Source organism: Variovorax monticola, from assembly GCF_051216855.1.
Lineage (GTDB): Bacteria > Pseudomonadota > Gammaproteobacteria > Burkholderiales > Burkholderiaceae_C > Variovorax.
Genome location: NZ_JBPJZP010000011.1, coordinates 1 through 22,035, shown reverse-complemented (window position 1 = coordinate 22,035; position 22,035 = coordinate 1). Strand labels below are relative to the sequence as shown.

The window sequence follows — 22,035 nt, the reverse complement described above, 5'->3', positions numbered from 1 at the left end:
CGCAGTCATTTCAGAACCGCACGGAACGTGAGGCTGATGCGTTCGCCAGCGCCTTCGGCCTTGGGAATCGCATGCAGCCAGTTTTGCTGGACGGCGTCCGACATGTACAGCAAGGAACCGTGACGCAGCGGGTAGTCGAACCGCACGGCGCTGTCGACCTTGCTGCGGTAGGCAATCGACCGCGTGCTGCCGAGCGACACGATGGCCACGCCGGTCCCGGGCGCCAGCGCTTCGCTCGAATCAGAATGAAAGCCCATCGACGAGGCGCCGTCCGCGTAGTGATTCAGCAGGCAGTTGTTGGGACGAAACCCGAGTTCGGCCTCGATCTGGCCGCACAGGGTGTCGAGTTCGCAGGGCATGGCCACCGTTTCGTAGGCGATCTGCGAATAGTTGTAGGGCACGCCGAAGCTGGCCGTCTTGCGTGCCCTCATACGCTCGTCCCACGTCACCGCGCCGCCGAGCCATTCGAGAAGGGCATCGGGCAACGCGACGAACGTGGGATGGAGGTGGATGGGCGGACCGTTCATAGCCCGCAGGATACAAGGACCGCGACTTCGCGATCAGGGGTGCATCGAGGCCGTATCAGGGATAGAGGCCGCGTTCCTGGCGCGCCATCAGGATGCGCTCGCAAGCCACCGCGTACGTCGCTGTGCGCAGCGTGATCTTGTGCTTGTCCGCCGTGTCCCAGATCTGGTTGAGGGCGTTCATCATGATGCGGTCCAGGCGCACGTTGATCTCGTCCTCGTCCCAGAAGAAGGACGAGAAGTCCTGCACCCATTCGAAGTAGCTCACCGTCACGCCGCCGGCGTTGCAGATCACGTCGGGCACCACCAGCACGCCGCGCTCGGCGAGGATGTCGTCGGCCACCGGCACGGTCGGGCCGTTGGCGCCTTCGAGCACCAGCTTGGCGGTGGTCTTCTGCGCGCGCTCGGCGGTGATCTGGCCTTCGAGGGCGGCCGGAATCAGGATGTCGCAGGCCGTGTCCCAGAAGGCTTCGTTGGGCACCACGTCGCCGCCCTTGAAGGCGATCACGCCGTCCTTGTTGGCGATGGGGATCAGAGTCGCGAGGTCGAAGCCGTTGGAGTTGACGATGGTGCCGGTATGGTCCTGCACGGCCACGATCTTGGCGCCGGCTTCCGCGAACAGCTCGGCCGCGACCGAGCCCACGTTGCCGAAGCCCTGCACGGCAATGCGCGCGCCGCGCAAGTCCAGCCCCAATCGCCGGGCCGCTTCCCGGCCGGTGACGAACACGCCGCGGCCGGTGGCCTTCACGCGGCCCAGCGAGCCGCCCAGGTGCAGCGGCTTGCCCGTGACGACGCCGGTGGCGGTGCCGCCGGTGTTCATCGAGTAGGTGTCCATCATCCAGGCCATGATCTGGCCGTTGGTGTTGACGTCGGGCGCGGGAATGTCGGTGTGCGGGCCGATGATGATGCCGATCTCGCTGGTGTAGCGGCGGGTGATCTTTTCGAGCTCCTGCAGCGAGAGCTTCTTCGGGTCGACGCGGATGCCGCCCTTGGCGCCGCCGTACGGAAGGTTCACGGCGGCGGTCTTGATGGTCATCCAGGCCGACAGCGCCATCACTTCTTCGAGCGTGACGTCGGGGTGGAAGCGCACGCCGCCCTTGCCCGGGCCGCGGCTCATGTTGTGCTGCACGCGGTAGCCCTCGAAGTGGGCGATGGTGCCGTCGTCCATCTCGATCGGCACGTCCACGATCAGCGCGCGCTTGGGACGCTTGAGCGTCTCGACCCAGCGGGCCAGCGGGCCGAGGTACGGCACGACGCGGTCGACCTGCGAGAGGTACGTGCCCCATGGGCTGTTGGCGGTCGGGCTGACGAAGGAGAGTTTTTCACTCATGAGAGATCCCAAGGTTGAACGGATGGGCGCAACGATAGACCTGTCCCGCGCGCGACGCCATGCCTTATGCGCGGCGCGCTGGCGGTTATGCAAGAGACGTTGGGGCGGTGCGCGCGCACATGACGAAACCGTCATCGACGGGTTATCGATCCGGCGGATGCGCTCCCTAGAGTTGGCTCACCAACCACAACCGACCTCAAGGAGTTTCCCGAATGACCAAGCAACCGACCGCCACCCGCCTCCTGGGCACCGCCGCCATCGCCGCCGTGCTCGGACTGATCTCGGCCCCCAGCTTTGCCGGCAACTACGCCGAGGGCGACCCTCGCCCCGTGGCGACCACCTCGTCGACCACGCGCGCCGCCGTCGCTGCCGACGCCAAGCAATGGCTCGAGGCCGCGCCCACGCAGGGCTACACCGACGGCATCTCGCAGCAGGCCGAAGTGGTGGCTGCCAACACGCGCGCCGCGGTGGCGGCCGATACGCGCCTGTGGCTCCGGTCGGGCCTCGCGGCCAGGCAGAACGGCGAAGCGGGTGCCGACGCGACGCAGCCCGGCTACCGCTTGGCCGCGGCGAACTACATGTCAGGCCAGGCGGCGGCGCAGGCCCAGGCGCAGCCGCGAACCACAGTTCGCTGAGTGTTGGCCTCGCGCGCCCGGCGTGAGGTGCGTGGTACACGCCGACGGGTACGTGCGAAGGTAAGCCAAGGGCATTTCCTTGGTTCTATCTCCTGTAGCCAGCTTCCATAGGCCGCATCTTCCGCCGCCAATCGGCGCCCCCGCCGGATAATCCTCCGATGCTCGACCTGGACCGCATCGATCTCCGGCTGCTGAAGATCCTTCAGGAGGATGGCCGCATCACCAACCTCAAGCTGGCCGAGGCGGTGGCGCTGTCGCCCACTGCCGTGCTGGCACGGGTGCAGCGGCTCACGCGCGACGGGTTCATCCAGGGTTACGAGGCGCGGCTCGATCCCTGCAAGCTGGGCCGCGGTTTCACGGTGTTCGTCGAGGTGCTGCTGGACCGCACCACGGCCAACGTGTTCGACCAGTTCAAGGCCGCCGTGCAGGTGCGCGAGGAGATCATGGAATGCCACATGGTCGCGGGCGGCTTCGACTACCTGCTCAAGACCCGCATGGCCGACATGGCCGCCTACCGCGAGTTCGCCGGCACCGTGCTGTGGCAACTGCCCGGTGTGCGCGAAACGCGGACCTATGCGGTGATGGAAGAAGTCAAAAGCAGCGCGCGGCTGCCGCTGGGAATCTGACGCCTATTCGGGCTCGCGCGCCCGCCCGCCGAAGATCGCCGTGCCGACGCGCACCATGGTGCTGCCCGCGGCGATCGCCGCCTCGAGGTCCGCGCTCATGCCGAGCGACAGCGTGTCGAGTTCCACCCCCGCAATGCCCGCTGCGCGAATCGCCTCGAACACCGCATGCGCGCGCAGGAACAGTTCGCGCTGGGCGTCGAAACCCTCCGCCGGCTCCGGGATCGCCATGAGCCCGCGCAGCCGCAGCTGTGGCAACGCCGCCACAGCGCGGGCCAGCGCCACGGCCTCTTGCGGCGTCGCGCCCGACTTGTTCGCGCCGCCGTCCACATTGACCTGAAGGCACACGTTGAGCGGCGGCAGATGGGCCGGCCGCTGGGCCGACAGTCGCTCGGCGATCTTCAGCCGGTCGATGCTGTGGACCCAGTCGAACTGCTCGGCCACGGGCCGCGTCTTGTTGCTTTGCAGAGGGCCGATGCAGTGCCATTGAAGGCCGGCGCGCAGGTCGGCCAGCGCCTCGATCTTGTCCAGCCCCTCCTGCACGTAGTTCTCGCCGAAGGCCGTCTGGCCGGCTGCATGCGCCTCGCGCACGGCCTGGGGGCCGAAGGTCTTGGACACCGCCAGCAGCCGCACCTCGCCGGGCGCGCGCCCGGCCGTTACACATGCCTGCGCGATCCGGTTGTTTACTTGCTGGAGGTCGTCGCCAATCATCGTCATAATCGTCCAAAATCGTATCAAAACGTCACCGCACCCGAGCCGAGGAGCCCCGTGGACATCACCCAACTGCTGGCATTCAGCGTCAAGAACAAAGCCTCCGACCTGCACTTGTCGGCCGGCCTCCCGCCCATGATCCGCGTCAACGGCGACGTGCGCCGCATCAACGTGGACGCGCTCGATCACAAAGGCGTGCATGCCATGGTGTACGACATCATGAGCGACACGCACCGCAAGCACTACGAAGAATTCCTGGAGGTCGACTTCTCGTTCGAGATCGACGGCCTCGCGCGCTTCCGCGTAAACGCCTTCAACCAGGCGCGCGGCGCGGCGGCGGTGTTCCGGACCATTCCCTCGAAGATCCTGACGCTGGAGCAGCTGAACGCGCCGAAGATTTTCGGCGAACTCGCGCTCAAGCCGCGCGGGCTGGTGCTGGTGACGGGGCCCACGGGCTCGGGCAAGTCGACCACGCTGGCCGCGATGGTGAATTACCTCAACGAGAACGAGTACGGCCACATCCTCACGGTGGAAGACCCGATCGAGTTCGTGCACGAGTCGAAGAAGTGCCTGATCAACCAGCGCGAGGTCGGCCCGATGACGCTGTCGTTCTCCAACGCGCTGCGCTCGGCCCTGCGTGAAGACCCCGACGCCATTCTGGTGGGCGAGCTGCGCGACCTGGAAACCATCCGCCTGGCGATGACCGCGGCCGAAACCGGCCACCTGGTGTTCGGCACGCTGCACACCTCCTCGGCCGCCAAGACCATCGACCGGATCATCGACGTGTTCCCGGGCGAAGAGAAGGAAATGATCCGCGCCATGCTGTCGGAGTCGCTGCAGGCGGTGATCTCGCAGACCCTGTGCAAGACCAAGGACGGCCAGGGCCGCGTGGCAGCGCACGAGATCATGCTGGGCACGCCGGCCATCCGCAACCTGATCCGCGAGGCCAAGGTGGCGCAGATGTACTCCACCATCCAGACCGGCCAGGGCCAGGGCATGCAGACGCTCGACCAGAACCTGACGGAGCTGGTGCGGCGCAATGCCATCTCGGCTGCCGAAGCCCGCGGCAAGGCAAAGATCCCAGAAAACTTCCCCGGCTGACCCCCAGCACTCCGGAGCACCGACATCATGGAACGCGATCAAGCCAGCCAGTTCATCAACGACCTGCTCAAGCTCATGGTGAGCCGCAGCGGCAGCGACCTGTTCATCACGGCCGACTTTCCGCCGGCCATCAAGGTCGACGGCAAGGTCACCAAGGTGTCGCAGCAGGCGCTGGGCGCGCAGCACACGCTGGCGCTCACGCGCTCGGTCATGAACGACCGGCAGACGGCCGAGTTCGAGCGCACCAAGGAGTGCAACTTCGCGATCTCGCCGACCGGCATCGGCCGCTTCCGCGTCAACGCCTTCGTGCAGCAGGGCAAGGTCGGCATGGTGCTGCGGACCATTCCTGCCAAGCTGCCGACCATCGACGGCCTGGGCATGCCGCAGGTGCTGAAGGACGTGGCCATGACCAAGCGCGGCCTCACCATCATGGTGGGTGCCACGGGCTCGGGCAAGTCGACCACGCTGGCCGCCATGATCGACTGGCGCAACGAGAACTCCTTCGGCCACATCGTGACGGTGGAAGACCCGGTCGAGTTCGTGCACCCGCACAAGAACTGCGTGATCACGCAGCGCGAAGTGGGCATCGACACCGACAGCTGGGAAGCCGCGCTGAAGAACACGCTGCGCCAGGCGCCCGACGTGATCCTGATGGGTGAAATTCGCGACCGCGAGACCATGGAGCACGCGGTGGCCTTCGCCGAGACCGGTCACCTGTGCATGGCCACGCTGCATGCCAACAGTGCCAACCAGGCGCTGGACCGGATCATCAACTTCTTCCCCGAAGAGCGCCGCACGCAACTGCTGATGGACCTGTCGCTGAACCTGCGCTCGCTGGTGTCGCAGCGGCTGGTGCCCACCGAGGACGGCCAGGGCCGCGTGGCCGCGGTGGAAGTGCTGCTGAACACGCCGCTGATATCCGATCTGATCTTCAAGGGCGAGGTGGGCGAGATCAAGGAGATCATGAAGAAGAGCCGCAACCTGGGCATGCAGACCTTCGACCAGGCGCTGTTCGATTTGTTCGAAAGCCACTCGATCACCTTCGACGACGCCATCCGCAACGCGGACTCGGCGAACGACCTGCGGCTGCAGATCAAGCTCAACAGCCAGCGCGCGCGCAGCAGCGACCTGTCGGCGGGCACCGAGCACTTCGCGATCGTCTGAGCGCGTATTCCATGTTCGCGATCGTCTGAGCGCGAGTTCCATGTTCGCGATCGTCTGAGCGCCCCGGGCGCCGCCGTCAATCGATCGTTCGCTGCCACGCCGCGAACACCCCCGCCACCAGTGCAATCACCGCCATCGCGGTGAACCCGTCCAGCGAGGCCATGAAGGTGGCCTGCTGCTCCAGCGTGCGGTACAGCGTGCCCAGCGCCATGGCATGCGCCTCGCCGGCCGCATGGCCCAACGCGACGAACCCATGGGTCAGCGCGTCCAGCGCCTGCATGAAGCTCGCATTGGCCGGGTTCGCCGATTCGCTCAGGCGCACCTCGTGCAGCGCCAGCCGGTGCTGCTGCAGCGCGATGACCGACGAGGTCGCGAAGGAAATGGCGAGCTGCCGCACCAGGTTCTTCAGCCGATAGCCGTGCGCGAACTCCTCGGCCGCGAAGGGCCTGAAGGTGAGGTTGGCCACGGGCAGCACCACGAACAGCATCAGCAGCCCGCGTAGCAGCAGCGCCGGCAGCAAGGCCTCGCGCCCCGCCTGCGGCGTCATCTGCGACAGCCACCACGCCGCCAGCGCCGCAACGCCGAAGCCCGTGACGATGAGCCACTTCTTGCGCGCCAGCCGCGCCGAATGGCGCAGGTAGACGAACACCAGCAGCCCGGTCGCGAGCGACACCACGCCGGTGAAGTAGCCGGTGTTGCCCACGGTGAAGCCGAGCCCGCCCTCCATCAGCCGCGGCAGCAGGTAGCTGAACCCCGTGGAGAGGTAGTAGTACACGACGTACAGCGCCAGCCCCACGCGGAACGATGCATGGCGAAAGGCATGCAGCCGCACCAGCGGCGCGGGGTGCCGCCACTGTTGCCAGCCGAACCAGGCCAGGCCCGCCACGCCGGCGAGCGTCAGGCCGATGAGCGCGGGCGAGCCGGTGAACAGCTCGAAGTGCGAGCGCGTCAGCACCACCTGCAGCGCGGCCTGCGCGAGCGCGAACACCAGGTAGGCGATGTAGTGCGGCTCGGTGCGCTCGTGCACCGGCACGTCGCCGATGTCGGGCAGCGTCCACAGCACCAGCAGCCCGATCAGCGCGGCCACCGGCGCGGTGCTGGCGAACAGCCAGCGCCAGTCGAGGTGGGTGACCAGGAAAGCGCCCGCGATGGGCGCCAGCGCGCCGCCGAAGACGATCAGCACCATGAACGCCTTCAGCGCCTTGGCGCGGCGCGCGGGCGGAATGCCGATCTGGATCAGGATGCGGCAGGCACCCAGCATCGGGCCGACGAAATAGCCCTGCACGGCGCGCGCGGCGGTCAGCTGCACCGAGCTGTCGCACAGCGCCGCGCCCACGCCGCCGGCGGCGAAAGCGAACATGCAGACGGCCAGGTAGCGCCGGTAGCCCAGCCGCTCGATCCACGCGTGCTGGTGCAGGATGCCGAGCACCGCGCCCAGCGCATAGGCGCTGGAGGCCCACACCAGCTCGTCGGGCGAGGCGTTGACGCCGCCGGCGATGTAGCTCGCGAAGAATGCGAAGAGTGCGTTGTCGAAGTAGTCGATGGCCGTGACGAGGCCGATGGCCCAGGGCAGCAGCGCCACCGCGGCGTTGCCGCGCGAGGGCCATGCCAGGGCCGAAGAGGTCATGGCGCGGGCCGCTCCTTGCGGCGTTGCGCCAGTGCCTCTTCCACCGGCTCGCCGGACAGGCGGCGCTCGACGTAGTCGAGGTCGCGCCGCAGCTGCACCTGCAGCGACGCGGCCTCCTTGAGCTCGCGGCGGACCTGGGCGACGCGGGCATCCAGGGTCTCCAGCTGCCCGGTGAGCGTTTCGCGCAACGTCTTCAGCGAGGCGTTCGACAGCCGCGGACGGCCTCCTTCGGCCGGCGCGTCCACGGGCTGCTGGAGCATGGCCGTGATGACCGGCAGCGAGAAGCCCAGCGAACGCATGCGCAGCACGCGCGCCAGCCTGTCGAGGTCGGCCTGCTCGTACAGGCGGTAGCCGCCCTCGCTGCGCACCGGCACCACGATGCCGAGTTCTTCGTAGTACTTGAGCGTGCGCGGGGTCACGCAGAGCCGGGCCGCGGCATCGCGAACGGTGAGCGCGCTGGCGGGCAGTGTGGCGGCGGGCGTGGCGGTCATGGTGGAGCGATTTTGCCCCAACCTGTACGTTAACGTACAGGTTGGGGCCATCGCACCTGCCGCGGAATGGCTTTAAGCTGTCGCCCCATGAGCAGCATCAACCCCCGCACCTACGAATCCGTCCCCGCGCAAACCGTGGCCTTTCTCGGCCTCGGCGTCATGGGCGGCCCCATGGCCGGCCACCTGGCCAAGGCCGGCCACAGCGTCACGGTCTACAACCGCACACCTGCCAAGTCGCAGGCCTGGGCCGCCGAATTCGGCGCACCCGGGCGCCACGCCCCGACCCCGCGCGAAGCGGCGGCCGGCGCGGACATCGTGTTCTGCTGCGTCGGCAACGACGACGACCTGCGCTCCGTGGTGCTGGGCGACGACGGCGCCTTCGCCGGCATGAAGAAGGGCGCGACCTTCGTCGACCACACCACCGCCTCGGCCGACGTGGCCCGCGAACTGTCGAAAGCGGCGCAGGCGCTGGGCCTGCACTTCATCGACGCCCCCGTCTCGGGCGGCCAGGCCGGCGCGCAGAACGGCGCGCTCACCGTCATGTGCGGCGGCGACGCGGCCGTGTTCGAGCGCATCAAGCCGGTGGCCCTGGCGTTCGCCCGCGCGGTCACGCTGCTGGGCGAAAGCGGCGCCGGCCAGCTCGCAAAGATGGTCAACCAGATCGCCATTGCCGGCCTGGTGCAGGGCCTGTCGGAAGCCATTGCCTTCGGGCAGCGCGCCGGGCTCGACATGGAAGCCGTGCTGGGCGTCATCAGCAAGGGCGCTGCCCAGAGCTGGCAGATGGAAAACCGCGGCAAGACCATGATTGCGGGCAAGTTCGACTACGGCTTTGCGGTCGACTGGATGCGCAAGGACCTGGGCCTGGTGCTCGACGAGGCCAAGCGCAACGGCGCGCGCGTGCCGGTGACGGCGCTGGTCGACCAGTTCTATGCCGACGTGCAGCAGGCCGGCGGCAAGCGCTGGGACACGTCGAGCCTCATCACCCGCCTCAAATAGGCTCGCCCCCAGGCTACGCGCACTTCGTGTCGCTTCTCCTGCCCCCTGCCGGGGGCAACACCTGCGGCCCGGCAAAGCCGCATCCGTGGTGTTCCATGAAAAAAGCCCGCGACAGCGGGCTTTGTTGATTCCGCGTTTTTACTCAGCGGATCGGCGACGTCGTCGCGCCGCTCGCGGGCAGCGGCTCCATCGGTGGCAGCGGCACACGCGACGACGACGAAGGCGCGAGCGGTGCCGACGGCGAGGCCGACGTTACCGGCGCCGGGCCCTGCCCGCCGCGCTGGGCCGCGCTCTGGTTGGCGGCCTGCGAGGCGGCCAGGTCGGCCTCGGACACGATCTCGACCACGCGCACCACCTTGGCCACGCCGCTCACGCCGCGCGTGATTTCGGTGGCGCGGTCGGTCTCGCGCCGCGTGGCGATGCCCATCAGGTAGACCGTGCCGCGCTCGGTCACCACCTTGAAGGAATTGGCGAAGATGTCCTTGGCGTCGAGCAGCGAGGCCTTCACCTTGCCGGTGATGTAGAGGTCGTTCGAGCGGTCCGGGAAGGTGCTCGACGCGCCCACCGTCAGCTCGTTGACCACGGAGCGCACGTTCACGACGCGGCCCACTTCTTCTTCCACGCGTCGGCGGTCGGCGTCGCTGCCCACGGCACCAGTCAGCAGCACCTGGCGATTGAAGCTGGTCACGCTCACGTACATGTTGTCGTTGGCGATGTCGCGCACGCGGGCCGCGGCCCGCAGCTCGATGCCCTGGTCGTCGAGCTGCGCGCCCGAGCTGCGGCGGTCGGTGGCCACCATGCCCACGCCCATCACCGCGGCACCACCCACGACGAGCGGCACGCAGGCGGAAAGGCCGCCCACCAATGCGGCGCCCAGGGTGAGGGCAAGGGCAAGGCGTTGGGTCGACGTCGTCGTCATGGTCGTGAAGGTCATGAGGAAACTTCCTGTTCTCCGAGTAACTGGGCATCCACGCCGTCGCACAGGCAGTGCAGTGCGAGCTGGTGGATTTCGTGGATGCGCGCCGCACGCTCGTGCGGCACGCTGATCTGGACGTCGGTTTCACGCAGCGCGCGCCCGATGGCACCGCCCGAGCCGCTGCTGCCCGCGCCCGGCGCCGAGGGCGGCCCCGAGACGGCATTGCCGAGCAGCGCGACCACGGTCATGTCGCGCTCGTGCGCGGCCGTCACCGCGCCCAGCACCGCCGCCGACTGCCCGCTGGCGCTCAGCGCCAGCAGCACGTCGCCGGCCTGGCCGAGCGCGCGCACCTGGCGCGCGAAGCGGTCGGCATCCATGGCGGTGGCGCTGTCGGCGTCGGGGTCGTTGGTGTCACCGGGCAGCGCAATGGCGCCCAACTCGGGCCGCTCGCGTTCGAAGCGGCCCACGAACTGCGCGGCGAACTGCGCCGCCAGCAGGCCGGACACGCCCGACCCGCAGGCCAGCACCTTGCCGCCGCTGGTCACGCACGCCAGGATGGCCTGCATCGCTTGAGAGATGGGTTTGCTCAGGACCGGTCCGGTCTGGTATTTGAGGTCGGCACTGTCGATGAAGTGCTGCTGAATCCGTTGCTCGAGCATGGGGCGCGATGATAACTGGGGGTCGTGAAACAAAAGGTGTGAGGGGTGGAGCCCGGCGCCAAGGCTTCGGTTCCCCGCACGGGGCACTTCAGAAGGCGTCGAAGGCGCCCTGAAGCCAGGTGATTTTCTCCTCCACCAGAACCACGTCGAACCGGCAGGGCGGCACCGTGCGCAGAGCATTCAGGAAATGCTGCGCGGCGAACACGATGCGCCGCTGCTTCGCCCCCGTGATGCTGCCGCCCGCGCCGCCGTGCGCGCCGGTGCTGCGCTGGCGCACTTCGACGAACACCAGCGTGGCCTCGGGCGGGCGGCGCGCGTCGCGCATGATCAGGTCGATCTCGCCGCCGCCGCGCCCGGGCGTCCGATAATTGCGCGCGACCAGCGTGAGGCCGGCGTCCTGCAGGTGGTCGAGCGCGGCGTCTTCCGCCGCATCGCCGCGATGCTTCGTGGTCTTGGTGGTCTTGGTGGTGGTGGTCTTCATGGCTCCCTGCCGCAATCTTCTTGTTCGTTCTGACGGAGAAACTTCTTGGCTTCACTCGCCCCTGCTTCTTTCGGCGCCGCCCTTGCGGCCGCGCACGACGCCGCGGGTGCGCAGCATTATCCGCAGGCCACGCTCTACGTGGTCGCCACGCCCATCGGCAACCTGGCCGACATCACGCTGCGCGCGCTGCACGTGCTGCAGCTGGTGGACGCCATCGCCTGCGAGGACACGCGCCACACCCAGACCCTGCTGCGCGCCTACGGCATCGACCGGCACGGCTCGCGGCTACTGGCGGTGCACCAGCACAACGAGGCCGAGGCCGCGCAGGCCGTGGTGGCCCGGCTCGCGCAGGGCGAGCGCATTGCCTACGTCAGCGACGCCGGCACGCCCGGCGTGAGCGACCCCGGCGCGCGGCTGGCAGCCGCTGTGCGCGCGGCCGGCCAGCGCGTGCTGCCGCTGCCGGGCGCCAGCGCCGTGACCACGCTGGTCGGCGCGGCCGGCCTGGTGGCCGACGGCGGCGACGGCAACGCCAGCAGCGCCTTCGTGTTCGCGGGCTTCCTGCCGAGCAAGGCCGGCGAGCGCGACACCGCCGTGCTGGCGCTCTCGCAGGAGCCGCGCGCCGTGGTGCTGCTGGAAGCGCCGCACCGCATCGAAAGCCTGGCGCGCGCGCTCGCCACGCTGGGCGAACGCCGCATCACCGTAGGCCGCGAGCTCACCAAGCAGTTCGAGGAAATAGCGACCGTGGCCGCCAGCGCCCTGCCCGACTGGTTCGGCGCCGACCGTGACCGCACGCGCGGCGAGTTCGCGCTGGTGCTGCACCCGGTGGCCGTGAGCGGCGACGGCGGCGCCGAAGGCGAGCGCGTGCTGCGCCTGCTGCTGGCCGAGCTGCCCGTGAAGACGGCCGTGAAGCTGGCCGCGGAGATCAGCGGCGCGCCGCGCAACACGCTGTACGACACGGCGCTGCGCATCCGCAAGGACGCGGAAGAAGACCCGGCTTAGCCGTCCAGCTCGGCGTAGCGCCTGAAGATGCCGTCTTCGTTGAACGCGATGCGCCGAGGGCTCTGCAGGTAGTCGTGCACGCTCTGGCGGCGCTTGATGTTGCCGTGCAGTTTCTCGACCGCAGGCGTTTTCGCCAGCGCCCGCGCGGTGGCCTTCGGGAAGGCGTAGTGCAGCCCGTCCACCAGCTGGAACAACGACAGGTCGGCATACGTCAGCACGTCGCCCACCAGGTGCAGGCTGCCCGCGGGGTTGCGCTGCAGCACGCGTTCGAACCAGTTCAGGAACTTGGGGATGCGCTCGTCGCGAAAGGCCCTGGCGCGCTGCACGGCCGCGTCGCGCTGGTCTTCGTAGTAGGCGCCGCTGGAGATGGGGTGGTGCGTGTCGTGCGCCTCGGCCACCGCATCGGCGATGGTGAGCTGCAGCTGGTGCGTCCACAGGCCGTCGGACTCGCCCACGCCCGCCAGGCCGAGCCGCGGGCCGAGGTACAGCAGGATCGCGGCGGTCTGCCCCACGACGATGTCGCCGTCGACCAGAAAGGGGGGCGCGAAGGCGGGACGGGCGTTGTCGGCGTCGCCCAGCCGCTCGCCCAGCGCGGACTCGCCGCCGCCCTTCGATTCGGGCAGGCGGGCCACGTCGACATAGTCGGCGCCGGCCGCCTCGAGTGCGAGCCGCACGAATTCGCCGCGGCCCTGGATGGTGGGCCAGTAGTGGAGTTGGTAAGGCATGCGGCCATGGTGGCAGGGTCGGCGGCGGGCCGCAACGGTGCGGCGCGAGAAGCCGGGGTCCGCCTGCGCCGGAAGGGTGCGGCCCGCCTTAGGATCACTGGCGGTTCAGCGCAACACCATTCCCATGCCCAGCAGCACCGTCTCGTTCACGCCTCATTTTTTCGGGCGGCGTTTGATCGTGTTTTCCAGTGTCTTCAGCTCGGCTTCGTCTTGCCGGTCGGCCTGTTGCGCTTCCTGTTTTTTGCGGAACTGATCGAAGTCGAGGTACAGCGCGTTCGTGGTGCTTTCCATTTGCTCATGGCTGACGGCGCCAGCGTGCAAGAGCACTGGGAAACCGTTGGAGCGGATGATCTGGTCCACGTTTTGGCGCCAGAAACCCATGCGGATCTCCTGGCGGCTCTTGGTTCGCAACTCTGCCGTTTCCAGGAAAATGACAACCAACCGGTTCAGGGTATCGATCTCGTCTTCGGTCAGGTAATTCTTGGCCACCACGATGTCTTGCTTGCGCACCTTGGCGCCCTTCCAGTGCAGCAAGCCAAAGTTCGGATCGTCGCGGTTGGCCCGCGCGGTGACCAATTCGGCGGCGGTCTTCTTCGTCACCGCGTAGAGCAAGGTGTTCTGTACCGTGGCAAAGAAGGTCTGCGCGGCCTGGTCTGTCTTGTCGTAGTCGCTGCTCAAGGCAAACAGGTCGCGCACCTTTTGGTAGAAGCGTTTTTCTGAGGCCCGGATGTCCCGGATGCGCTCCAGCATCTCGTCGAAGTAGTCCGGGCGGCCATCGGGGTTCTTCAGCCGCTCGTCGTCCATCGCGAAGCCCTTGACCAGATACTCCTTCAGCACGGTCGAAGCCCAGCGGCGAAACTGCACGCCTCGCGGTGAGCGTACGCGGTAGCCCACGGCAAGGATGGCGTCCAGGTTGTAGAGCTGCGTCTGGTAGCCCTTACCGTCCGCGGCAGTTGTCAAGGATTCCTTGACAACTGCCGCCGGGTCCAGCTCGCCATCCCCGAAGATGTTCTTCAGGTGCAGCGAGATATTCTGTTTGGTCGCGTCCAACAGTTCGGCGATTTCAAGCTGAGTGAGCCAGACCGTTTGCTGATCGGCCCGCAGCTTGATCTGGCTGCGGCCGTCATCAGTGGTGTAGAGGATCAGGTCGTTCACGGTGCGACATTGGCAAACGGTTGGCGGACAGACTCGTATCTGCTCGATTTCAGAGCGGAAACAAAAAATCCGGAAGAGCTTTCACTCTTCCGGATTCATATGTGGTCCCGCCGCCAGGAATCGAACCTGGATCTCAGCCTTCGGAGGGCCGAATTCTATCCGTTGAAATACAGCGAGGAATGGGGTTCCGGCGCAGGCCGAAGCCCGTGATTATGGCCTATCAGGCGGCCAGCGTTTCAGCCTCGCTCTCGACAGGCGCGCCAGCCACCGGCCGGGCGAACCCGAGCCCCGCCAGATACACCCGGAACACGCGCCTGCCCGTGGTCACCAGTTCGAAAGCCTCCGGGTCGATCAGCCAGTTCTGAATGAGCCCGCTGATCAGCGCATGCAGCCCTTGCGCGGCCGCGTAGCCGGGCACCGGCAGCTTGAGGTGGCTGCGCCTCGCAGCCAGGCGCAGGGCTTTCTCGAAATCGGCGACGCAGGCATTGCGCGCGTCCAGGTGGCGCTGCTGCACCGAGGCCATGTCGTGCGTGTACTCGACCTTGTGCGTTGCCACGTCGAACACGCGGCGCACCTGCGGGTCGGTGGTCATGAGGGTCAGCGCGTGGACCATGCTCTCCTCGATCTCGGCCAGGGGGTCGTCGATGCCCGGGGCATTGGCCGCCCTGCGCCCGGCCTCCAGCGGCAGGATGACGCGCTCCATCATCGCGTTGAAGAGATCGGCCTTGTCCTTGAAATGCCAATAGATGGCGCCGCGCGTGGCGCCGGCCTGCTGGGCAATCTGCTGCAGCGTGGTCTGCGAGACGCCTTGCGCCTGAAACAGCAGCTCCGCGGCATCCAGCAAGCGATGCCGCGTGGCCAATGCCTCTTCCTTCGTACGACGTGCCACCAAGTCTCCTGATTTGTAAAGGCAACGCCCTTTAAGTATCGTGGGGCCATTGCTGGGCTGTCACTATACATCCATGAATGTATGTAAACTACCGGGCTTCCCCGATGGCCCACCTGTCTGTGCTGGTTCGCGGTTCGCTCCGTGAAACGCGCCATCTCCCGTCTTCGCTTCAAAGGAATCGCATGCCTCTCCTGCATGTTTCGCGTCACTCGTCCTTTTCGCCGCGTCTCGCGACCGTGGCCGCCGTCGTCCTGCTGGTCCTTGCGGGCTGTGGCAAGAGCGATGCGCCTGCCGCCCCGGGCGGCGGCGCCGGTGGCGCCCGTCCCGCCCCTGAAGTGGGCGTGGTGGTGGCCGCACCGACCGATGTCGGCCTGGTGACCGAACTGCCAGGGCGCCTCGAAGCGTCGCGCGTCGCCCAGGTCCGCGCCCGCGCGGCCGGCATCCTGCTGAAGCGCGAGTTCCGCGAAGGCAGCGACGTGAAGGCCGGCCAGCTGCTGTTCCGCATCGACCCCGCACCGCTGGTGGCTGCTTCGCAGAACGCCCAGGCCACGCTGGCGCGCGCCGAAGCCAACGCCGTGCAGGCCAAGGCCCTGGCCGACCGCTACAAGCCGCTGGTCGAAGCCAACGCGGTGAGCAAGCAGGAATATTCCGTCGCACTGGCCTCGCAGAAGACGGCCGAAGCCGACGTGATCTCGGGCCGTGCCGCCGTGCAGACCGCCAAGATCAACCTCGGCTATGCCGACGTGACCGCGCCCATTTCGGGCCGCATCGGCCGCGCCCTCGTGACCGAAGGCGCGCTGGTGGGCCAGGGCGACGCCACCGAGCTGGCCGTGGTGCAGCAGATCAACCCCGTGTACGTGAACTTCACGCAGTCGGCCACCGACGTGCTCAAGCTGCGCCGCGCCGTGGCCGACGGCCAGTACAAGCGCGCCGGCGGCGGCGAGGCCGCCAGCATCCGCGTGGTGCTGGAAGACGGCAGCGACTACCCGCTGGAAGGCAAGCTGCTGTTCTCCGACCTCACGGTCGACGCGACCACCGGCCAGATCACGCTGCGCGCCGAAGTGCCCAACCCCAAGGGCGAACTGCTGCCCGGCCTGTATGTGCGCGTGAAGCTCGAGCAGGCCCAGGCCACCAACGCCATCACGCTGCCGCAGCAAGCGGTAACGCGCACCCAGCAGGGCGACACGGTGTCGGTGGTCAGCGCCGACGGCAAGATCAGCCAGCGCACGGTGAAGATCAGCGCCGCCAAGGACAACCAGTGGGTGGTGCTCGACGGCCTGAAGGCCGGCGAACAGGTGATGGTCGACGGCTTCCAGAAGCTGCAGATGATGCCGCCCGGCACGCCCGTGAAGGCGGTGCCGTGGAAGAAGCCCGAACCCAATGCCGCTGCAGCGCCCGCCGCCGCAGCCTCGGGTGCCGCACCGGCCGCCGCAGGTGCAGCCGCCCCCGCCGCGGCACCCGCAGCGAACGGCCAGGCTTCGGCCCCGGCCGAGAAGAAGTAAGCAGGAGCGCGCCGCATGGCCAAATTCTTTATCGACCGCCCGATCTTTGCGTGGGTGATCGCACTGTTCGTGCTGGTGATGGGCAGTGTCGCCATCACGCAGCTGCCGATCTCGCAGTACCCGCCGGTGGCCCCGCCGGCCATCGTGATCAACGCCGCCTACCCCGGCGCGTCGGCCCAGACGCTCGAGGACAGCGTGCTGTCCGTGATCGAACGCGAAATGAACGGATCGCCGGGCCTGATCTACATGGAATCGGTGGCCCAGGCCGACGGCACCGGCACCATCACCATCAGCTTCGAGCAGGGCACCGACCCCGACCTGGCGCAGGTGGACGTGCAGAACCGGCTGTCGCGCGCAACGCCGCGCCTGCCGGCCACGGTGACGCAGCAGGGTGTGCGCGTGGACAAGTCGCGCAACAACTTCCTGCTGTTCACGATCCTGTCGTCCGACAACCCGGCCTACGACCCGGTGGCGCTGGGCGACTACGCCTCGCGCAACATCGTTCCTGAACTGCAGCGCATTCCCGGCGTGGGCCAGGCGCAGCTGTTCGGCACCGAGAACGCGATGCGCATCTGGATCGATCCGGCCAAGCTGCAGGGCTTCAACCTGTCGCCGCTGGACGTGAACAACGCCATCAAGGCGCAGAACGCGCAAGTGGCCTCCGGCACCATCGGCGACCTGCCGAACGTGCCGGGCCAGGCCATTGCCGCCACCGTGGTGGTGAACGGCCAGCTCGCCAACGTCGACCAGTTCAAGAACATCGTGCTGCGCGCCAACACCGACGGCTCGACCGTGCGGCTGAAGGACGTGGCCCGTGTCGAACTGGGCGGCCAGGCCTATGCCACCTCGGCGCGCCTGAACGGCCAGCCGGCCGTGGGCGTGGGCGTGCAGCAGACGCCTTCGGGCAACGCGCTGCAAACGGCCAAGGCCGTGCGCGCCAAGATGGACGAGCTGTCCAAGTACTTCCCGCAGGGCGTGAAGTGGGCCATTCCGTACGACAGCTCGCGCTTCGTGAGCATCTCGATCACCGAAGTGGTCAAGACGCTGCTGGAAGCCGTCGCGCTGGTGTTCGTGGTGATGTTCATCTTCCTGCAGAACTGGCGCTACACGATCATCCCGACCATCGTGGTGCCGGTTGCGCTGCTGGGCACCTTCGCCACGCTGCTGGCGCTGGGCTTCTCGATCAACGTGCTGACCATGTTCGGCATGGTGCTGGTGATCGGCATCGTGGTGGACGATGCCATCGTGGTGGTGGAGAACGTCGAGCGCATCATGAGCGAAGAGGGGCTGTCGCCGCTCGAGGCCACGCGCAAGGCCATGAAGCAGATCTCGGGCGCCATCATCGGCGTGACCGTGGTGCTGATTTCGGTGTTCGTGCCGCTGGCGTTCTTCGCCGGCTCCACGGGCAACATCTACCGCCAGTTCTCGGCGGTGATGGTGGCGTCGATCGCGTTCTCGGCGTTCATGGCGCTGTCGCTCACGCCCGCGCTGTGCGCCACGCTGCTCAAGCCGGTGGAAGCCGGCCACCACCACGAGAAGCGCGGCTTCTTCGGCTGGTTCAACCGGGTGTTCACGCGCACGGCCAAGGGCTATGAAAGCATCGTCTCGCGGCTGCTCAAGCGCGCAGCGCGCTACCTCATCATCTACGCGGCGATCATCGGCGCGGTGGTGGTGGCGTACATGCGCCTGCCGAGCTCGTTCCTGCCCCAGGAAGACCAGGGCAACATCATCGTGAACGTGCAGCTGCCCCCGGGCGCCACGCAGGAGCGGGCGCTGTCGGTCATGCAACAGGTGGAAGGCTTCATCCTGAAGCAGCCCGAAGTGCAGAGCATGGTGGGTGTGATGGGCTTCAGCTTCTCGGGCCAGGGCCAGAACGCAGGCCTTGCCTTCGTGACGCTGAAGGACTGGGACGAACGCAAGGACCCGGCTCACTCCGCCAGCGCGCTGGCCGGTCGTGCCTTCGGTGCGCTGTCGGGCATTCGCGACGCCTTCATCTACCCGCTGAGCCCGCCGCCCATTCCCGAACTGGGCAACGCCACCGGCTTCAGCTTCCGGCTGCAGGACCGCGCAGGCGCAGGCCACGAGGCGCTCGTGAACGCGCGCAACCAGCTGCTGGGCATGGCCGGGCAGAGCAAGATCCTGGCGCAGGTTCGCCCCGACGGCCTGGAAGACGCGCCGCAGCTGCAGATCGACATCGACCGCGACAAGGCGAGCGCACTGGGCGTGACCTTCGACGCGATCAACGCGACGCTGTCGACCTCGCTGGGCTCGAGCTACGTGAACGACTTTCCGAACCGCGGCCGCCTGCAGCGCGTGGTGGTGCAGGCCGACGCGCCGGCCCGCATGCAGCCCGACGACCTGCTCAAGCTCACGGCGCCCAACACCCAGGGCCTGCCGGTGCCGCTCTCGGCCTTCGCGACCACCAAGTGGGTCAAGGGCGCGACGCAAACGGTGCGCTACAACGGCTACCCCGCCATCCGCATCAGCGGCGACGCGGCACCCGGCTTCAGCACGGGCGCGGCGATGACCGAGATGGAAAAGCTCGCCACGCAGTTGCCTGCGGGCTTCGGCTTCGAATGGACCGGGCAGTCGCGTGAAGAAAAGCTCGCGGGCTCGCAGTCGATCATTCTTTACGGCTTCGCGATCCTGGCGGTGTTTCTCTGCCTGGCCGCGCTGTACGAAAGCTGGACCATTCCGCTCGCGGTGATCCTGGTGGTGCCGCTGGGCGTGATCGGGGTGCTGGTGGCGACCATGCTGCGCTCCTACTCGAACGACGTGTACTTCCAGGTGGGGCTGATCACCATCATCGGCCTGTCCGCGAAGAACGCGATTCTGATCATCGAGTTCGCCAAAGACCTGCAGGCGCAGGGCAAGGGCGTGATCGAGTCGGCGCTCACCGCGGCCCACCTGCGGTTCCGCCCGATCGTGATGACCTCGCTGGCCTTCGGCCTGGGCGTGCTGCCGCTGTTCCTCGCCTCCGGCGCGGGTTCGGCCAGCCAGCGCGCCATCGGCACGGGCGTGATCGGCGGAATGATCACCGGCACGGTGCTGGCCGTGTTCTTCGTACCCATCTTCTTCGTGGTGGTGCGCACCCTGTTCAAGGGCAGCGCGCGCCAGCGCGAGGCCGACAAGCGGCACGCCGAAGCCGCCGGCATCGTGGAGGAACCGAAACATGAATAAGACACTGATTCCCACAGCCCTGGCAGCGGCCCTGCTGCTGGCCGGCTGCTCGCTGATTCCGACCTACGAGCGCCCCGCCGCGCCGGTGCCCACCACCTTCCCCGGTGACCCGACGCAACCGGCCGGCCAGGCCGCGGCCAACCTGCCGTGGCAGGACTTCTTCACCGACCCGCGGCTGGCGGGCCTGATCCAGACCTCGCTGGCCAACAACCGCGACCTGCGTGTGTCGGTGCTCAACATCGAACAGGCGCGCGCGCAGTTCCAGGTGGAGCGTTCGGCGCTGTTCCCGGCGCTGGGCCTCACCGGGTCGGGCTCGCGCTCGAGCCCCAATTCGCTGCAGGCCTTCGACGCCAGCGCGGGCAGCGTGTCGTCGCAGTACAGCGTCAACTTCGGCTTCACCGCCTGGGAGCTCGACTTTTTCGGCCGCATCCGCGCGCTGAAGGACCAGGCCCTGGCACAGTACCTGGCCACCGACGAGACGCGCAAGGCGGTGCAGATCAGCCTGATCGCCTCGGTCGCCAACGGCTGGCTCACGCTGCTGGCCGACGACGAGCTGCTCGAAATCACCCGCCAGACGCTGACCACGCGCGAAGAGTCGGTGCGCCTGACCAAGCTGCGCTTCGACAACGGCGTGTCGTCCGAGCTCGACTTCCAGGCCGCGAACTCGCTGCTGGAAACCGCACGCGCCTCGTATGCGCAGCAACAGCGCGCACGCATGCAGGACGAGAACGCCCTGGCCCTGCTGCTGGGCGCGCCGGTGCCGGCCGAAGCCACCGCGGGCAGCACCAGCCCCACCAAGGGCCTGGACGGCATCAACCCGATGCCCGACGTGCCCGCCGGCCTGCCGTCGGACCTGCTGGCCGAACGCCCCGACATCCGCTCCGCCGAGCAGCAGCTGATTGCGGCCAACGCCAACATCGGCGCGGCGCGCGCCAACTTCTTCCCGCGCGTGTCGCTCACCAGCGGCATCGGCACCGCGAGCACCGAGTTCTCGGGCCTGTTCGACCGCGGCTCCAAGGCCTGGTCGTTCGCGCCCACGGTGACGCTGCCGATCTTCGATGCGGGCCGCAACATCGCCACGCTCGACTCGGCCAAGGCCGGGCGCGAGATTGCGGTGGCGCAGTACGAGAAGTCGGTCCAGACGGCGTTCCGCGAAGTGGCCGATGCGCTCGCGGGCCGCGCCACGCTGGGCGAGCAGGTGCGCGCGCAGCGTGCGCAGGCCGATGCCGAAGGCGTGCGCTTCAAGCTGTCCGACCTGCGCTACCGCAACGGCATTGCCAGCGCGCTCGACCTGCTCGACGCGCAGCGCTCGCTGTTCACGGCCCAGCAATCGGCCGTGACCACGCGCCTGCTGCAGTTGCAGAACCAGGTCACGCTGTACAAGACGCTGGGTGGCGGCTGGGCCACACGCGACAAGGGTTGAGACACCTGCGCGCCTCATAAGGGTAGGTCCCTTGCCCCTTCGGGCAAGGGGTCTCTCTATAATCGCCGGTTGGTTAGAAGAAGCCCCCCGACGAGCCCCCGTTATTGAGGACGCCATGAGCGCAGACCCGCATTACCAGGCCACAGAAGAAGCCCACACCGGGCCGATCAAGAACCCGAAGCAACTGCTGCTGGCGGTATTTTTCTCCTTCATTGCCCCGATCCTGATCATCGTGGGTCTTGTCGCCTACGTGGTCTCGGGCAACAAGCCCGCCGGCACCGCCGAGGGCGACAACATGGCGCTCTATGGAGTGACCAAGGAAGCACGCGACCGCGAGGTGGCCGAGCGCCTGAAGCGGGTCGGCGCCATCGAAGTGCGCGACGTCAACCGCCCGCTGGCCACCGGCGAGGCCGTGTTCAAGGCCCAGTGCGCGACCTGCCACGGCGCCCCGGGCATTCCCGGCGCCCCGCACTTCCAGGACGCAGCCGCCTGGGGCCCGCGCATCGGCCAGGGCTACGCCACCCTCCTCGAACATGCCCTGAAGGGCAAGGGCGCCATGCCTGCCCAGGGCGGCGGCGACTTCGAAGACCTCGAAGTGGGCCGTGCCGTGGTCTACATGGCCAACGCCGGTGGCGGCAAGTTCCCGGTGCCCGACCGTCCCGCGGCGGCAGCGCCTGCCGAAGGCGCCTCGGGCGCGGCACCTGCAGCGTCGGCACCTGCGATGTCCGCAGCCAGCGCGCCCGCCAACTGAGCGTTCCCCCGATCCCATAGAAAAAGCCGGCCCAGCCAGGCTGTGTAAATAGTCAGCCGGCCGCTTAGATCAAGATGCCCCGCAACAGCGGGGCATTTTTCATTGGGGCGCGAAGTGAAGAAGACAAGGGCCTCAGCCCCGCAGCGCCTGGTG

General features: G+C 67.9%; 21 protein-coding genes and 1 tRNA gene. 10 read left to right on the top strand and 12 right to left on the bottom strand.

Annotated elements, in window-relative coordinates; all coding sequences use genetic code 11:
• Positions 1 to 5: 5 nt before the first annotated feature.
• Together ACSFA5_RS31910 and ACSFA5_RS31905 are read right to left on the bottom strand one after the other, a co-directional pair.
• Positions 6 to 527, bottom strand: a complete 522-nt coding sequence (locus ACSFA5_RS31910; RefSeq protein ID WP_435448059.1) for an alpha-ketoglutarate-dependent dioxygenase AlkB family protein — start codon at positions 525 to 527, stop codon at positions 6 to 8.
• Positions 528 to 582: 55 nt separating this feature from the next.
• Positions 583 to 1,854, bottom strand: a complete 1,272-nt coding sequence (locus ACSFA5_RS31905; RefSeq protein WP_435448058.1) for a Glu/Leu/Phe/Val family dehydrogenase — start codon at positions 1,852 to 1,854, stop codon at positions 583 to 585.
• A 212-nt stretch (positions 1,855 to 2,066) separates the two neighbouring features.
• On the opposite strand from ACSFA5_RS31905, the gene ACSFA5_RS31900 reads away from it, so the two are divergent.
• On the top strand, positions 2,067 to 2,489 hold the full coding sequence (locus ACSFA5_RS31900; RefSeq protein WP_435448057.1) for a hypothetical protein: 423 nt from the start codon (positions 2,067 to 2,069) through the stop codon (positions 2,487 to 2,489).
• Between the two features lie 158 nt (positions 2,490 to 2,647).
• Positions 2,648 to 3,115, top strand: a complete 468-nt coding sequence (locus tag ACSFA5_RS31895; RefSeq protein ID WP_435448056.1) for an Lrp/AsnC ligand binding domain-containing protein — start codon at positions 2,648 to 2,650, stop codon at positions 3,113 to 3,115.
• 3 nt (positions 3,116 to 3,118) lie between these two features.
• On the opposite strand, the gene ACSFA5_RS31890 is transcribed toward ACSFA5_RS31895, so the two are convergent.
• A complete protein-coding gene (locus ACSFA5_RS31890; RefSeq protein ID WP_435448055.1) occupies positions 3,119 to 3,829 on the bottom strand; it encodes a YggS family pyridoxal phosphate-dependent enzyme in 711 nt (236 codons plus the stop codon).
• 51 nt (positions 3,830 to 3,880) lie between these two features.
• Here ACSFA5_RS31890 and ACSFA5_RS31885 point away from each other — a divergent pair, with 51 nt between their 5' ends.
• Positions 3,881 to 4,924, top strand: coding sequence for a type IV pilus twitching motility protein PilT (locus tag ACSFA5_RS31885; protein WP_435441082.1), 1,044 nt, complete (start codon positions 3,881 to 3,883; stop codon positions 4,922 to 4,924).
• Positions 4,925 to 4,951: 27 nt separating this feature from the next.
• Positions 4,952 to 6,088, top strand: coding sequence for a PilT/PilU family type 4a pilus ATPase (locus ACSFA5_RS31880; protein WP_435448054.1), 1,137 nt, complete (start codon positions 4,952 to 4,954; stop codon positions 6,086 to 6,088).
• 76 nt (positions 6,089 to 6,164) lie between these two features.
• Here the strand turns inward: ACSFA5_RS31880 and ACSFA5_RS31875 are convergent, their stop codons facing one another.
• Both ACSFA5_RS31875 and ACSFA5_RS31870 read right to left on the bottom strand, forming a co-directional pair.
• Positions 6,165 to 7,715, bottom strand: coding sequence for an MFS transporter (locus ACSFA5_RS31875; RefSeq protein ID WP_435448053.1), 1,551 nt, complete (start codon positions 7,713 to 7,715; stop codon positions 6,165 to 6,167).
• The gene (locus ACSFA5_RS31870) at positions 7,712 to 8,206 is read right to left on the bottom strand and encodes a MerR family transcriptional regulator (RefSeq protein ID WP_435448052.1); all 495 of its coding nucleotides are present in this window, start codon (positions 8,204 to 8,206) and stop codon (positions 7,712 to 7,714) included. The genes ACSFA5_RS31875 and ACSFA5_RS31870 overlap by 4 nt, the downstream gene beginning before the upstream one ends.
• A gap of 87 nt (positions 8,207 to 8,293) precedes the next feature.
• Between ACSFA5_RS31870 and ACSFA5_RS31865 the strand changes: the two genes are divergently transcribed.
• On the top strand, positions 8,294 to 9,202 hold the full coding sequence (locus tag ACSFA5_RS31865) for an NAD(P)-dependent oxidoreductase (protein ID WP_435448051.1): 909 nt from the start codon (positions 8,294 to 8,296) through the stop codon (positions 9,200 to 9,202).
• 142 nt (positions 9,203 to 9,344) lie between these two features.
• Here the strand turns inward: ACSFA5_RS31865 and ACSFA5_RS31860 are convergent, their stop codons facing one another.
• The 3 genes from ACSFA5_RS31860 to ACSFA5_RS31850 all read right to left on the bottom strand — a co-directional run bounded on the left by ACSFA5_RS31860 (position 9,345) and on the right by ACSFA5_RS31850 (position 11,258).
• Positions 9,345 to 10,136, bottom strand: coding sequence for a BON domain-containing protein (locus ACSFA5_RS31860; protein ID WP_435448050.1), 792 nt, complete (start codon positions 10,134 to 10,136; stop codon positions 9,345 to 9,347).
• The gene (locus tag ACSFA5_RS31855) at positions 10,133 to 10,777 is read right to left on the bottom strand and encodes an SIS domain-containing protein (RefSeq protein ID WP_435448049.1); all 645 of its coding nucleotides are present in this window, start codon (positions 10,775 to 10,777) and stop codon (positions 10,133 to 10,135) included. The genes ACSFA5_RS31860 and ACSFA5_RS31855 overlap by 4 nt, the downstream gene beginning before the upstream one ends.
• Before the next feature lie 88 nt (positions 10,778 to 10,865).
• A complete protein-coding gene (locus tag ACSFA5_RS31850) occupies positions 10,866 to 11,258 on the bottom strand; it encodes a YraN family protein (protein WP_435448048.1) in 393 nt (130 codons plus the stop codon).
• A gap of 45 nt (positions 11,259 to 11,303) precedes the next feature.
• Here ACSFA5_RS31850 and rsmI point away from each other — a divergent pair, with 45 nt between their 5' ends.
• Complete coding sequence (gene rsmI / locus ACSFA5_RS31845) at positions 11,304 to 12,257, top strand: 16S rRNA (cytidine(1402)-2'-O)-methyltransferase (RefSeq protein WP_435448047.1); 954 nt, start codon at positions 11,304 to 11,306, stop codon at positions 12,255 to 12,257.
• Here the strand turns inward: rsmI and ACSFA5_RS31840 are convergent.
• The 4 genes from ACSFA5_RS31840 to ACSFA5_RS31825 all read right to left on the bottom strand — a co-directional run bounded on the left by ACSFA5_RS31840 (position 12,254) and on the right by ACSFA5_RS31825 (position 15,029).
• Entirely contained in the window at positions 12,254 to 12,982 is a 729-nt protein-coding gene (locus tag ACSFA5_RS31840; RefSeq protein ID WP_435448046.1) for a glutathione S-transferase, read from the bottom strand. The genes rsmI and ACSFA5_RS31840 overlap by 4 nt on opposite strands.
• A 153-nt stretch (positions 12,983 to 13,135) precedes the next feature.
• Positions 13,136 to 14,137, bottom strand: coding sequence for a virulence RhuM family protein (locus ACSFA5_RS31835; protein WP_435448045.1), 1,002 nt, complete (start codon positions 14,135 to 14,137; stop codon positions 13,136 to 13,138).
• A 102-nt stretch (positions 14,138 to 14,239) separates the two neighbouring features.
• Positions 14,240 to 14,314, bottom strand: a tRNA-Arg gene (locus tag ACSFA5_RS31830).
• A 43-nt stretch (positions 14,315 to 14,357) separates the two neighbouring features.
• Positions 14,358 to 15,029 (bottom strand): TetR family transcriptional regulator, encoded by a 672-nt coding sequence (locus ACSFA5_RS31825; protein ID WP_435448044.1) that lies wholly within the window; start codon positions 15,027 to 15,029, stop codon positions 14,358 to 14,360.
• Between the two features lie 179 nt (positions 15,030 to 15,208).
• Here ACSFA5_RS31825 and ACSFA5_RS31820 point away from each other — a divergent pair, with 179 nt between their 5' ends.
• The 4 genes from ACSFA5_RS31820 (at position 15,209) to ACSFA5_RS31805 (ending at position 21,882) form a co-directional block, all read left to right on the top strand.
• Positions 15,209 to 16,528 (top strand): efflux RND transporter periplasmic adaptor subunit, encoded by a 1,320-nt coding sequence (locus ACSFA5_RS31820; RefSeq protein WP_435448043.1) that lies wholly within the window; start codon positions 15,209 to 15,211, stop codon positions 16,526 to 16,528.
• Positions 16,529 to 16,543: 15 nt separating this feature from the next.
• Positions 16,544 to 19,708: an efflux RND transporter permease subunit gene (locus tag ACSFA5_RS31815; RefSeq protein WP_435448042.1), complete on the top strand. Its 3,165-nt coding sequence runs from the start codon at positions 16,544 to 16,546 to the stop codon at positions 19,706 to 19,708.
• A complete protein-coding gene (locus tag ACSFA5_RS31810) occupies positions 19,701 to 21,131 on the top strand; it encodes an efflux transporter outer membrane subunit (protein WP_435448041.1) in 1,431 nt (476 codons plus the stop codon). Before ACSFA5_RS31815 ends, ACSFA5_RS31810 begins: the two co-directional genes overlap by 8 nt.
• A gap of 115 nt (positions 21,132 to 21,246) precedes the next feature.
• Positions 21,247 to 21,882, top strand: a complete 636-nt coding sequence (locus tag ACSFA5_RS31805; RefSeq protein ID WP_435448040.1) for a c-type cytochrome — start codon at positions 21,247 to 21,249, stop codon at positions 21,880 to 21,882.
• The last annotated feature ends 153 nt before the right edge of the window (positions 21,883 to 22,035 follow it).

What these genes read in the sequence shown, in the direction of transcription:
- ACSFA5_RS31805 (WP_435448040.1), top strand. Translation starts at nt 21,247, where the DNA reads ATGAGCGCAGACCCGCATTACCAGGCCACAGAAGAAGCCCACACCGGG.
- ACSFA5_RS31895 (WP_435448056.1), top strand. Translation starts at nt 2,648, where the DNA reads ATGCTCGACCTGGACCGCATCGATCTCCGGCTGCTGAAGATCCTTCAG.
- ACSFA5_RS31810 (WP_435448041.1), top strand. Translation starts at nt 19,701, where the DNA reads ATGAATAAGACACTGATTCCCACAGCCCTGGCAGCGGCCCTGCTGCTG.
- ACSFA5_RS31860 (WP_435448050.1), bottom strand. Translation starts at nt 10,136, where the DNA reads ATGACCTTCACGACCATGACGACGACGTCGACCCAACGCCTTGCCCTT.
- ACSFA5_RS31865 (WP_435448051.1), top strand. Translation starts at nt 8,294, where the DNA reads ATGAGCAGCATCAACCCCCGCACCTACGAATCCGTCCCCGCGCAAACC.
- ACSFA5_RS31870 (WP_435448052.1), bottom strand. Translation starts at nt 8,206, where the DNA reads ATGACCGCCACGCCCGCCGCCACACTGCCCGCCAGCGCGCTCACCGTT.
- ACSFA5_RS31820 (WP_435448043.1), top strand. Translation starts at nt 15,209, where the DNA reads ATGCCTCTCCTGCATGTTTCGCGTCACTCGTCCTTTTCGCCGCGTCTC.
- ACSFA5_RS31840 (WP_435448046.1), bottom strand. Translation starts at nt 12,982, where the DNA reads ATGCCTTACCAACTCCACTACTGGCCCACCATCCAGGGCCGCGGCGAA.
- ACSFA5_RS31910 (WP_435448059.1), bottom strand. Translation starts at nt 527, where the DNA reads ATGAACGGTCCGCCCATCCACCTCCATCCCACGTTCGTCGCGTTGCCC.
- ACSFA5_RS31815 (WP_435448042.1), top strand. Translation starts at nt 16,544, where the DNA reads ATGGCCAAATTCTTTATCGACCGCCCGATCTTTGCGTGGGTGATCGCA.
- ACSFA5_RS31905 (WP_435448058.1), bottom strand. Translation starts at nt 1,854, where the DNA reads ATGAGTGAAAAACTCTCCTTCGTCAGCCCGACCGCCAACAGCCCATGG.
- ACSFA5_RS31890 (WP_435448055.1), bottom strand. Translation starts at nt 3,829, where the DNA reads ATGACGATGATTGGCGACGACCTCCAGCAAGTAAACAACCGGATCGCG.
- ACSFA5_RS31850 (WP_435448048.1), bottom strand. Translation starts at nt 11,258, where the DNA reads ATGAAGACCACCACCACCAAGACCACCAAGACCACGAAGCATCGCGGC.
- ACSFA5_RS31880 (WP_435448054.1), top strand. Translation starts at nt 4,952, where the DNA reads ATGGAACGCGATCAAGCCAGCCAGTTCATCAACGACCTGCTCAAGCTC.
- ACSFA5_RS31875 (WP_435448053.1), bottom strand. Translation starts at nt 7,715, where the DNA reads ATGACCTCTTCGGCCCTGGCATGGCCCTCGCGCGGCAACGCCGCGGTG.
- ACSFA5_RS31855 (WP_435448049.1), bottom strand. Translation starts at nt 10,777, where the DNA reads ATGCTCGAGCAACGGATTCAGCAGCACTTCATCGACAGTGCCGACCTC.
- ACSFA5_RS31900 (WP_435448057.1), top strand. Translation starts at nt 2,067, where the DNA reads ATGACCAAGCAACCGACCGCCACCCGCCTCCTGGGCACCGCCGCCATC.